Source organism: Cyanobium sp. T1B-Tous, assembly GCF_024345475.1.
Lineage (GTDB): Bacteria > Cyanobacteriota > Cyanobacteriia > PCC-6307 > Cyanobiaceae > Cyanobium_A.
The window spans coordinates 76521-87547 of the sequence record NZ_JAGQBE010000004.1 but is presented as its reverse complement, the minus strand read 5'-3'; the positions used below and the strand labels follow the sequence as shown (position 1 = coordinate 87547).

At 68.9% G+C, this 11027-nt stretch carries 14 protein-coding genes; 7 read left to right on the top strand and 7 right to left on the bottom strand.

The features are described 5' to 3' along the window. A partial coding sequence (locus KBY71_RS02010) for a BadF/BadG/BcrA/BcrD ATPase family protein (protein ID WP_254927316.1) occupies positions 1-856 on the top strand: 856 nt, incomplete at its 5' end. Between the two features lies 1 nt (position 857). Here KBY71_RS02010 and glmM read toward each other — a convergent pair. Both glmM and KBY71_RS02000 read right to left on the bottom strand, forming a co-directional pair. After that, complete coding sequence (gene glmM, locus KBY71_RS02005) at positions 858-2264, bottom strand: phosphoglucosamine mutase (RefSeq protein WP_254927315.1); 1407 nt, start codon at positions 2262-2264, stop codon at positions 858-860. Positions 2265-2303: 39 nt separating this feature from the next. Continuing rightward, complete coding sequence (locus KBY71_RS02000) at positions 2304-2519, bottom strand: hypothetical protein (RefSeq protein ID WP_190388705.1); 216 nt, start codon at positions 2517-2519, stop codon at positions 2304-2306. A gap of 54 nt (positions 2520-2573) precedes the next feature. Between KBY71_RS02000 and KBY71_RS01995 the strand changes: the two genes are divergently transcribed. Continuing rightward, a complete protein-coding gene (locus tag KBY71_RS01995) occupies positions 2574-4586 on the top strand; it encodes a lytic transglycosylase domain-containing protein (RefSeq protein ID WP_254927314.1) in 2013 nt (670 codons plus the stop codon). Here KBY71_RS01995 and KBY71_RS01990 read toward each other — a convergent pair. Continuing rightward, positions 4583-5059: a hypothetical protein gene (locus KBY71_RS01990; RefSeq protein ID WP_254927325.1), complete on the bottom strand. Its 477-nt coding sequence runs from the start codon at positions 5057-5059 to the stop codon at positions 4583-4585. The genes KBY71_RS01995 and KBY71_RS01990 overlap by 4 nt on opposite strands. Positions 5060-5064: 5 nt before the next feature. Further along, on the bottom strand, positions 5065-5478 hold the full coding sequence (locus tag KBY71_RS01985; RefSeq protein WP_254927313.1) for an NIL domain-containing protein: 414 nt from the start codon (positions 5476-5478) through the stop codon (positions 5065-5067). Positions 5479-5534: 56 nt separating this feature from the next. Between KBY71_RS01985 and KBY71_RS01980 the strand changes: the two genes are divergently transcribed. Together KBY71_RS01980 and thyX are read left to right on the top strand one after the other, a co-directional pair. After that, the gene (locus KBY71_RS01980; RefSeq protein ID WP_254927312.1) at positions 5535-6098 is read left to right on the top strand and encodes a thioredoxin domain-containing protein; all 564 of its coding nucleotides are present in this window, start codon (positions 5535-5537) and stop codon (positions 6096-6098) included. Between the two features lie 20 nt (positions 6099-6118). After that, a complete protein-coding gene (gene thyX, locus KBY71_RS01975; protein ID WP_254927311.1) occupies positions 6119-6844 on the top strand; it encodes an FAD-dependent thymidylate synthase in 726 nt (241 codons plus the stop codon). Here the strand turns inward: thyX and dcd are convergent. Together dcd and KBY71_RS01965 are read right to left on the bottom strand one after the other, a co-directional pair. Further along, entirely contained in the window at positions 6841-7434 is a 594-nt protein-coding gene (gene dcd / locus KBY71_RS01970) for a dCTP deaminase (RefSeq protein WP_254927310.1), read from the bottom strand. The genes thyX and dcd overlap by 4 nt on opposite strands. Beyond that, entirely contained in the window at positions 7434-8084 is a 651-nt protein-coding gene (locus tag KBY71_RS01965; protein ID WP_254927309.1) for a cob(I)yrinic acid a,c-diamide adenosyltransferase, read from the bottom strand. Before KBY71_RS01965 ends, dcd begins: the two co-directional genes overlap by 1 nt. A 233-nt stretch (positions 8085-8317) precedes the next feature. On the opposite strand from KBY71_RS01965, the gene ntcA reads away from it, so the two are divergent. Genes ntcA through KBY71_RS01950 form a run of 3 tightly spaced genes read left to right on the top strand, consistent with a single transcriptional unit; the run spans position 8318 to position 10792 of the window. Further along, positions 8318-9058: a global nitrogen regulator NtcA gene (gene ntcA, locus KBY71_RS01960; protein WP_254927308.1), complete on the top strand. Its 741-nt coding sequence runs from the start codon at positions 8318-8320 to the stop codon at positions 9056-9058. A 43-nt stretch (positions 9059-9101) separates the two neighbouring features. Further along, a complete protein-coding gene (locus KBY71_RS01955; protein WP_254927307.1) occupies positions 9102-10310 on the top strand; it encodes a DUF3084 domain-containing protein in 1209 nt (402 codons plus the stop codon). After that, the gene (locus KBY71_RS01950; protein ID WP_254927306.1) at positions 10307-10792 is read left to right on the top strand and encodes a resolvase; all 486 of its coding nucleotides are present in this window, start codon (positions 10307-10309) and stop codon (positions 10790-10792) included. The genes KBY71_RS01955 and KBY71_RS01950 overlap by 4 nt, the downstream gene beginning before the upstream one ends. Here KBY71_RS01950 and KBY71_RS01945 read toward each other — a convergent pair. Further along, a complete protein-coding gene (locus KBY71_RS01945; protein WP_190388695.1) occupies positions 10770-11027 on the bottom strand; it encodes a DUF3146 family protein in 258 nt (85 codons plus the stop codon). The two genes, KBY71_RS01950 and KBY71_RS01945, sit on opposite strands and share 23 nt — an antisense overlap.

The following is an 11027-nucleotide window of genomic DNA, read 5'->3' as shown; positions in this document are numbered from 1 at the left end:
GGGGGTGTGCCACCGGGCCGCCCCCGACGGCCCCAGCCGCTTCCGCCGGGCCCTGCAAGCCAGCCTCGACGACGCCTGCGGGCACCTCCAGGCCCAAGGTGAGCTGCTGGCAGCCGCCATTGGGGCGAGTGGCATTGAGGTGGGCAGCCCGGTGCAGGCGGCGGCCCAGAGGCTGGCATCGGAAGCCCTCGGCCTCGCCATGCAGAACGTGGTGGTCACCGGCGATGAACGCACCGCCCTGCGAGGTGCGATGGGTCATCACCGCGCAGGGATTGTCGTGATCAGCGGCACGGGCACCATTGCCGTTGGCCGCAATGCGGCCGGGGTGGAACACCGCTGTGCCGGCTGGGGCTGGCTGCTCGACGGAGCCGGATCGGCCATGGACCTGGGACGCGATGGCCTGGCCCTGAGCCTGGAGATGGCCGATGGCCGCCAACCGGAATCACCCCTGCGCGCCCGCCTCTGGGCCGGGTTGGGCCTGGCAGCCGACGACCCCCAAGCCGCCCAGACCATCAAAGCCCTGGTGGTCGCACCTGACTTCGGGCCCGCAGGCTTTGCCCGACTCGCTCCTCTGGTGGTGGCCGCCGCCGCTGAGGACGATGCGGCGGCAGCTGCGGTCGTGGAGCGCTCCGCCCTAGCCCTGGCGCGCATGGTGGCAGCCATCACCCAGCACCTGGAGCTCGCCGCCCCGCCTGTGTGGCCCATGGGCGGTGCACTCGAGCACCTGGAGCTGCTACGCAGCCGGCTGGCCGCCAACCTGGAGAACCTCTGCCCCGGAGCCCAGCTGCTGACCCCGGCGGGGGATGCCTGCAGCGGCGCCCTCAGCCTGGCCCGCGACTGCCTCAACAACGCCTGATCTAGGCGGCGTTGAGATGCAGCTCCGCCTCGGCGGCCAGCTGGGCGGCCCAATGGTCGACCATTTGCTGCTCCGCCGCCTCCACCATCACCCGAAGGAGAGGCTCAGTGCCACTGGCCCGCACCAACACCCGGCCACAGCCATCCATGGCCGCCTCAGCCGCGGCCACGGCCTGCCGGAGCGGTTCGCACTGCTGCCACTGCTGGCGCCGCTGACGGTCGGGAACCGTCACGTTCACCAGGGTCTGGGGATAGGGCTGGAAGCTGCTGTCCATCCAGTCCGCCAGGCTCTGGCCGGAGCGGTGCAGCAGGGTGGCCACCTGCAGGGCGGTGAGCAGTCCATCGCCGCTCATGCCGTGGCGCGCCGAAAGGATATGGCCCGACTGCTCGCCGCCGAGCCCGGCCCCCATCTGCTCCATCGCCTGGTGCACGTACTGATCCCCCACGGCGGTGCGCTCCAGCACGCCGCCCTTGGCCTGCCAGGCCCGCTCGAAACCGAGATTGGACATCACGGTGGCCACGATGCGGTTGGCCGGCAGCTGGCCATCGGCCAGGAGCGACGACCCCCAGAGATAGAGGATCTGGTCGCCGTCGACCACCCGGCCCCGGCCATCCACGGCCAGCATCCGATCGGCATCGCCATCAAAGGCGAAGCCCATGGTGGCCCCCTTCTCGAGCACGGCTTGCCGCAGGGGCTCCAGGTGGGTGCTGCCGCAGCCCACGTTGATGCGCCCGCCATCGGGCTGGCCATGCAGCACGGTGAGCTCAGCGCCGAGGGCGCGGAAGACCGCCTCGCCGCAGGCCGTCGCCGAGCCCCAGCAGAGGTCAAGCACGATGCGGCAACCCTCGAGGCGCCGCCCCATCACGCTGGCCACGAGGGCCTTTTGATAGTCGGCGATCAGGTCGTGGCGCTCGCAGACGACACCGGTACCGCTGAAACCACCCGAAGCTCCCAGGGCCGAGCCGCCCCCCACACCCTGGAGACCCGCCTCAATCGCCTGCTGCTGGCCCCGGCTCAACTTGGCGCCGGAGGGGCCGAACACCTTGATGCCGTTGTCATGGGGGGGATTGTGGCTGGCGGACACCATCAGCCCACCGGCCGCCCCCAGGCGCCGGATCGCCCCCGGGATGGCCGGGGTAGGGCAGAGGCCCAGGGTCCACACCTCGCGGCCCGCCGCGGTAAGGCCGGCCGTCAACGCCGCCACCAGCATCGGGCCACTGCTGCGGGAATCCGTGCCGATCAGCACCGGCGCACCCGGCGGCAGCACCTGGCCGCACCAGAACCCCACCTGCATCGCCAGGGCTGGACTCACCTGGGTGCCCACGCGGCCGCGGATGCCATCGGTGCCGAAGCCGGCCACGCCTCCGCGCAGGGGGTGACCGACGGGATGGGGAGCCAGCTCGGCCATGGGCAGATGCCGCGAAGGGACCCAGGCTACGTGGCGTGATCAGCTCCAGCGCCGGGGCCACCAGATCCAGCGCACCAGCTCCCACACGGCCCACAGCAACAGCAGGCCCACCACCCAACCGGGCAGCCAGATCAGCGGCCACCAAGGGCGCAACAGCAACACCAGACCCGCCGCCGCCAGCACCCGCAGCGCCCGCAGACGCTGGGTTGCCCCTGGCAGGCTGGAAAGGTAGGGAGGCAGGGAAGGCAGACGCACCGGCGAAGCCGATTCACACGTCTCCAGAATGCCGAAGATCCGCCGCCCTTGCCCTTGGCTCGCCTCCCCCTGCTGCTGGCGCTCACCTGCCTGTGCAGCGGCGCCGGGCTGGTGGCCGGCGGAGCCCTGCTGGCCTGGATTCCCGCAGCCGATCCCCAGACCTCCACCTCCACCCTGCAGCGCCTGGCCGTGCTCTCGCCGGATCCGGAACGGCGGCGGGAGGCACGGCTGCTGCTGGTGCAGCGGCAGGGGGATGATCCCGCCAGCGAGCGCGTTCTGCTGCGCGGTCAGGGATGGGGGCCCGATTCCCTCGCGGCCCTGGTGCTCAAGCGAGATGCCCTGGCGGCCGAAGCCCTGGGGGATCCAGCCACCGCCCAACGACGCTGGCAGCTGCTGCTGCGGCGCTTTCCCCAGACCCCGGCCGCGGCCGATGGGCTCTATGCCCTGGGTCGCCAACGCCCCGAGCTGCGCCAGCAGCTGCTGAAGCGCTTTGCCGCCCATCCAGCGGCCCTGGCCGCAGCCCTGGAGGCTGGTCCTGCGCCCTCGGTCCGCCTCGAAGGGGCCCTCCACCTAGCCCGCCATGGCGTGCGCTGGCCGGGCGCCGAACTGCGGCTGCGCCAGGCCTGCCAGAACAGAACCGCCGTTCCCAGCCCGGCCCAGCGCGATCAGCTGGCCGCAGGCCTGGCCCAGCTTGGCAACGGCGACGCCGCCCTGGCCTGCCTGCAGGGCCAGCAGCCAGATCTGGACACCCAGTTGGCCCTGGCCAAGGCCCTGCTGGCAGGCGGCGACGCCCAACAGAGCCAGGCCCGGGAGCGCTTGCTGCAGCTGGCCCGATCCGCTCCCCGATCCCCCCAGGCGAGCGAAGCCGTCGCCCTGCTCTCTGACCAGCCCGGAGCCAGCACCCTGCAGGCCCTGTCCAGCCTGCCGCCATCCCTGCAGGCCACGGCCCCCGTGCAGGCCCGGCGGGCTCTGGAGAGTTCGGGCACCGGGGCGGTGCTGGCGGTGCTGCAGCGCTGGCCCAGCGATCCGGCCAGCTGGGAACTGCAATGGCAGCGGAGCCGCCAAGCCCTCCTGGCCGGCCAGTGGGCCACGGCCGAGACCCTGCTGCTGGCGCCGATCGGGCAGGAGCTGCCCCCGGCCCTGGCTGGCCGCCAGCGCTTTTGGCTGGGGTTCAGCCAATGGCAGCAAGGGCAGCGCACGGCAGCCCGCCGCACCTGGAGCGCGCTGCTCAGCCAACAGCCCGAGGGCTACTACGGCTGGCGGGCGGCCGTGCGACTGGGCCAGGGAGATCTCAGCCTCGATCACGAGCCCAGCTCTGCCCTGGCCGCCCCCGGCTGGCAGCCCCTGGAGAGCGGCAATGGGGAACTGGACCGGCTCTGGCGCCTCGACCAGCCCCTGGAGGCCTGGGAGCATTGGCGCACGGCACGGACCCAACCCGCCAGCACGCCGCAGGAGCTGGTGCTGGAGGGCCGGCTGCGCCGGGGCGTGGGCGACCACTGGATCGGCCTGGGCCAACTCGAGCAGGCGAGCCTGCGCCTCACGCCACAACGCTCCGGCCTCCCCCCTGGGCCGCATTGCACCCTGGCCCGCCAACTGGCCCGCAGCCTGCAGACCCCCGCCTTCGTGGCGGAGCTCAACCAAGCTGCCACCACCACCGGGATTCCTGCCACCCTGCTGGCCGCTGTGGCCAAGCAGGAATCCCGCTTCAGCCCTGGGGTGAGTTCCCCTGCCGGAGCGGTGGGGCTGCTGCAACTGATGCCCGAAACCGCAGCCGAACTGGCCAGCGGCCCGCTCCAGCCCGGAGCCCTCACCGATCCCAGCCGCAATGCCCAGCTGGGAGCCCTTTACCTCGCGCAACTGCTGCGCCAATGGCAAGGCAATCCCGTGCTGATGGCCGCCAGCTACAACGCAGGCCCCGGTGCGGTGGCGGGCTGGGTGAGTCCCCAGCTGCAGCAGGATCCCGAACTCTGGATCGAAGCGATCCCGTATCCCGAAACCCGCCTGTACGTCAAAAAAGTGCTCGGCAACCTCTGGAACTTCCAACAGCAACCGCGTCCAGCCTGTTAGAAGCTGCCCCCGCTGCTGGCCAACCAGCGGCCCACCCCAGCACCGCCCAAGACGAGCACCCCGAGCACGGCCGCCATCAGCAGGGGCGGAGGTGCCACCCGAACCCGGGCCAAATCCAGACGGGCCAGCAACACGGTGGTGCCCAGGATCAGCACGTTGGTCAGCACCTTGAGGTGCAGCAGGTAAAGGCCACCCACCGTGACGATCAACAGACTGATCACCAGGCTCATCACCCGACTGGCGGCCATCAGGCTGGACACCCGCTGCAACAACAGATCGGGCATCGTGCACACCACCACCACCAGCAGGGCGTGAAGACAGTCCAGTGACCAGAACAGGCTGGACAGCTGGGCCATGCCCGAAGGCACGGCGCCCTGGAGGGGCTGGCTCCACTGCAGTCCCTCGTAGACGGCGATGGCCACCAGCACCAGCAGCATGGGCGCCCTCAGGGGCAGCAGCAGCAGACGGAACATCGCCTTCACGGGGGGGCCAGCACCAGGGCAATCGCATCCAGAGGACAACTCGGAATGCACTGCTCGCACACCAGACAGCGTTGCGCATCGAAGTGCAGCTGCCAAGCCGGCTGACGCAGCGCCAGGGCACCACTGGGGCAAACGCTGGAACACAAGCCGCAATCAACGCAGCGCCCACGATCCACGGCGATTTGCCCCGGAGCGCGGTTGAGGCCAAGACCCTGACTCTCGAGCCAGGCCTCCGCCGCCGCGAGCTCGTCGATATCCCCCGAGAGCTCCACCACCATGGTGCCGCTCTGGTTGGGGGCGATCTGGGCCCGCAGAATCTTGGCGGCAATATCGAAATCCACCGCCAGCCGATACGTGATCGGCTGATGCACCGCTTCCCGGGGAAAGTGCAGGGTGAGGCGCCGCTTCACAGAAAGGGCCCCAGTGCCGTCTTCAAAACGCTAGCAAGCACTGGCAAAGTGCTGCCATGACCAACTCCTCCCCCAACCCTGGACTGGGTCAGAGCGAACGGCTGCTGCTCGTGGTTCTGGCAGCTCTGCTGGCGGCCGGCCTGTTCTGGTTCCGCGGCGGCCTCCATCCCGAGGCTCCCTTGGAGCGGCTGGCCCGCCAGTCCCTGGATCTGCCGGTGGCCCTGGGCAACGGCAAGCCGACGGTGGTGGAGTTCTACGCCGACTGGTGCGAGGCCTGCCGCAGCATGGCGCCGGCCATGGAGACGATCGAAGCCCAACACCGGGGCAACCTCGATGTGGTGCTGCTCAACGTCGACAACCCGCGCTGGCAACCCGAATTGGAGCGCTATGACGTCAACGGCATTCCCCAACTGGAGCTGTTCAACGCCGCTGGCGAGGCCGTCGGCCGCTCCATCGGGGCCCGCACCTTGAATGAACTCCAGGCCCTGACGGGCGCCCTCCTCACCGGCAGCCCGCTACCGGCCTTCGCCGGTGTCGGAGCGGTGAGCAGCCTGGATACCGGCGAACCCACCACGGCGTCAGATGCTGCCACGATGGCGGGACCCCGCAGCCACGCCTAATTTCCCCCCCGCAATCCGCCATGGATCCCCGTTTCCGCGTCGCCCTGATCGCCGCCACCCCCAATCCCCAGCAGTGCGTGTATGCCGGCATGCACCAGGACTACAGCGAGGGGTTCGTGGCCGCGGACTCTCCCAACTGGCCCGAGGAAGCCAAGGCCGGCGAAATTTGCGTCAAGCGGCTGCTGGCCGGCGAGCGGGGGCACTACGGCCCCTTGGAGCATGCCCAGATCGTGCTGAACGTGGGCTGGTTTCCCCACTCCGTGATGCAGCAGGCCCGCACCCACCGGGTGGGCGTGAGCTTTGACGTGCAATCCATGCGCTACACGGGCGATCGCATCTGCAAGGCAGCCAATGGCGACCTGGAGATGGAGGAGGTGTTCTATCTCCGGCCCATCGGCAGCTACAGCGACCGGCAGGGCAAAAAATATGCCTACACCGCCGAGCAGCGGGCTGTGGATCTGGATCTCTGCCGGGCGGCGGCGGAGCGCTACCGCGATCTCCTGGCTGCAGGCTTCGCCGAGGAGCATGCCCGCGGCATCCTCCCCTTCGACTACCGCCAACACTTTGTGGTGAGCTTCACCCTGCGAGCTTTCCTGCATTTCCTCGACCTGCGGGCCAAGCTCGACGCCCAGCAGGAAATCCGCGAGCTCTGCGACCTGATGTGGCCCCACCTCCAGGCCTGGACGCCCCAGTTCGCCGACTGGTACGAAAAAAGCCGGCTCCATAAAGCTCGGCTGGCGCCTTAGATCCTGGCGAGGGTGACGCGCTCAGGTTGGTGCTGGTACTTGCCGGCTCGATCCTGGTAGGTGGTTTCGCAGGGGTCACCCTCAAAAAAGAGCAGCTGGCAGATGCCCTCGTTGGCATAGATCCGGCAATCCGCGCCGGACGAGTTGCTGAACTCCAGCGTGAGATGGCCCTCCCAACTGGCTTCCGCCGGCGTGGTGTTCACGATGATGCCCAGCCGGGCGTAGGTGCTCTTACCGAGGCAGATGACCGTGATGTTGGCTGGCACCTTCATCTTCTCCAGTGCCACCCCTAGGCCGTAGGAGTGGGCCGGCAGGATGAAATAGGCGCCATCGTCATCGTGATGCAGGGGCGCGGGCTCCAGATTGGCGGGATTGAACCGCTTGGGGTTCATCACCGTTCCGGGAACGTGACGGAAGATCAGAAATTCCTTGGCCGAGAGACGCAGGTCGTAGCCGTAGGAGGAGCAGCCGTAGCTGAGCACCGGCGAACCGGAATTCTCAGGATCGAGGTGGCGCACCAGGCTCGATTGAAAGGGCTGGAGCATCCCGGCGGCAGCCTGCTCATTGATCCAGCGGTCGTTCTTCAGCATCAGAGACCTCGACGCAGCTGGGTGACCTGGTCTGCCATCGCCATCAACTCCGTGGCCATGGCTGGCCCCGTCAGGATGACATCCAGATGGGCCGGTCGGCGCTCCAGGACAGCCAGCACCTCAGCCTTCTCGATGTAGCCCAGATCCACCGCCAGGCCCAGCTCATCGAGCACCATCAAATCCACCGCGCCACTGAGCAATTGCTCGCGGCTGAAGGCCCAAACCTGGCGCACCGCTTCCACCGCGTCCAGATCCTGGTCGGCGGCCAGCTCCGAAAGGCAGGCAGGCACACCGGGCCTGAGCCATTGGAGACGCCCGCACAACCAGAGACTGCTGTCGAGCCCCTGATCCACGCCGCCCTTGAGGAACTGGCTGACCAACACCCGGCTGCCCAGCCCGGCGGTGCGCAGGGCCTGACTCAACACCGCGCCGAAGCTGCCCCGGAAGGGAGCGGTGTGGATCTGCAGCAGGCCCTCCTGCTGGGCAACCAACCGCAACAGCGGAGCCGGCGCAGCCACGCCCAGGGGGCGATGGCCAGGCCGCTGGGGATGGCGCTGGGTCCAGGGGACAGCGGCACCAGCTTGGGTCGCACCAGAGGAGCCCGCTCCGGATGCGGAGGTCAGGCCTGGGACAGGCAAGCTGGCGGTCATTCACACCCTCCGGGAAACGTCCTGCAGGGAGAACCCTGGGAGCAAAGCCGCCAGGCGACCTCGCAAAGCTGAATGTAGCGGGATCGGGCCGTTCCACAAGCCGATGACACCATCCATGGTGGAAACATGTGTACTACGAAGACCGAGCCAGTCAGGGCCCCGGCCAAAGCGTGTGCATTGCTACAGGGATGACCCCGGGTGATCCTTAGGGTCCCGCCACTTGCCTTGCCCCCATGGTTGGCGCTACCCACGGATTCAGCCGTACCGCCAACACCCCCTCGACGGGGGCTCCTGGCGTGGTGGCCGGGATGGGGAGCGCAGGCCAGGGCAACCCCACCCTGCTGGAGGTGATCCGCGGCCTGGCCGGCAGCAGCGTCGAAACCATCGAGCGCGGCAAGACGATCTTTTTCCCGGGGGACCCGGCCGAGCGGGTGTACCTGCTGCGCCGAGGGGCGGTGAGATTGTCCCGGGTCTACGAATCGGGGGAGGAGATCACGGTGGCCCTGCTGCGGGAAAACAGCCTGTTTGGCGTGCTCTCCTTGCTGACGGGCCAGCGGTCCGATCGCTTCTATCACGCCATTGCCTTCACCCGGGTGGAGATGGTGACCGCACCGGCCACCTCCGTGCGCCGCGCCATCGAGCAGGACGCCAGCGTCGGGCTGCTGCTCCTGCAGGGCCTGTCCTCCCGCATCCTGCAGACCGAAACGATGATCGAAACCCTCACCCACCGCGACATGAGTTCGCGACTGGTGAGTTTCCTGCTGGTGCTATGCCGTGACTTCGGCGTGCCCAGCAGTGAGGGGATCACCATTGACCTGCGCCTGTCCCATCAGGCGATCGCCGAAGCCATCGGCTCGACGCGGGTGACGATCACCCGGTTGCTCGGCGATCTCCGCAACGAGGGACTCGTGCAGATCGACCGCAAGAAGATCACCGTCTTCGACCCGATCGCCCTGGCCAAGCGCTTCAGCTGAACGGCGCCAGACCAGGGATACTGGGGCCCGTTCGCTGACGCATGTGACGGGCTGGCTGCTGATCCTGGCGCTGCTCGCCCTGGGGGGAGTGCTCTCCACCCTGGGCGACCGGCTGGGCAGCCGGGTCGGCAAAGCACGGCTGAGCCTGTTCCGGATGCGGCCACGGCGCACGGCTGTGGTGATCACCGTGCTCACCGGCAGCCTGATCAGTGCCGTATCCCTCGGCCTGATGTTGCTGGTGAGCGAGCGCCTGCGCACGGGTCTGTTCGAGCTCGACCGGCTGGAGGAACGCCTGGCCAACGGTCGCCGTCAACTGGCCGCCAGCCAGCGTCAACTGGTCACCAGCCAGGCCGAGCTCAGCCGGGCCGAACAGGGACAACGGCAGGCGCAACAGCGTTTTGAGCAAGCCCAGGCCCGGGCCAGCCAACTGCGCCGGGAGCTGGCCCCATTGCTGGCCCAGCGCAACCAGCTCGAAGCGGAACGCAGCCGCCTCAGCCAGGAAGTCCAGGGCCGGGACGCGGAAATCCGTCGCACCGAAGCCGAACTGGCCCAAGTGCGCCGGCGCATTGCCGCCGGGGCCCAGGAACTCAAGGATCTGGAAGCCAACCTGATTGCCCTGCGCCGCGGCGATGTGGTGATCACCAGCGGCCAGACCCTGGCCAGCGCCAAGGTGACCCTGGAGCGTCCCGAGCAGGCCAAGGCGGTGATCACGGCCCTGTTGCAGCAGGCCAACCTCAAGGCCTTCCGGCGGGTGCTGCCCGGCCAGCCGGTGGACCGCCAGATCCTGCTGGTGCCCAAAAGTGACATCACCAAACTCGAGGGACTGCTCGCCAAGCCCGGCAGTTGGGTGGTGAGCATCCTCTCGGCTGCCAACGTGTTGCGGGGCGAACGGCAGGTGCTGGCCTTCCCCGACCTGCGCCCCAACCGCCCCGTCGTCAAGGCAGGGGACGTGCTGGCCAGCACCACGATCGAGGGTGACCTCACGGGCCTGGAGCCGATCAATCGGCGGCTCAACCTGCTGCTGGCCGCCGCCTACGCAAGGGCCCAGCGCCAGGGCTCCCTCGTGGAAGGACTGCAGTTCAATGCGGCTGCGCTAACCCAACTGGGCCGTGACCTGAGCGAACGGCCCGAGGGGCAGGTGGCCCAATTGGAAGCCATCGCCCTCGGAGATGCCGACACCCCCGATCCCATCGGGGTTGAACTGCGCTGGGTGCGGGCGACGACGGCACCGGTCGGCCCGCGACGGCCATGAGCGGCCCACCAACCGCTCCCCAGACAGGGCCGCTGATCGCCGGGCTCGATCCCGGCCGCAGCAAATGCGGCCTGGTGCTGGCCGATACCGAGCGAAAACTGGTTCTCGAAGCCGCCATCCTTCCTGCCCAGGACTGCGCCAGCCTGCTCCAGGGCTGGCGAGAGCAAGGATTGGAGTGCGTCGTGGTGGGCGACGGCACGGGCAGCAGCAGCTGGCGGCAGCAGCTGCACCAACTGCACCTCCAACCGGCGCTGGTGAATGAGCACGGCAGCACCCTGGCCGCGCGGCAGCGCTACTGGGAGCTGTGCCCGCCCAGCCCCTGGACGCGCCTGTTGCCGCCAGGTCTGCGCCTGCCCCCACGGGACATCGACGACGTCGTGGCCCAGCTGCTGGTGGAACGCCATCGCGGCATCCGGCTGCAACGCACCTCAACGGCGGTGCAGCGAACGCTGGCGGCCCCTAAAACTTCGCCCGCACGGTGAAGACGTAATCGCCGCCGGCCTCGAGCTGGTAATCCACCTTGAGCAGATAGCGGAGCAGGGCGTCCTGGATGAGGGCACGCCCCAGCGACGGCTCCACATGGAGTTCGCCGCGGTCAAAAGCCCAGCGAAAACTCCACTGGTAGCCACCAGCACTCACCTCCCCCTCCAGCACCCGTTGGCTGAAGCTCTGATGGAGCACGCGCAGCTGGGCGGTGGTGGCGGGAAGGCGGGCCAT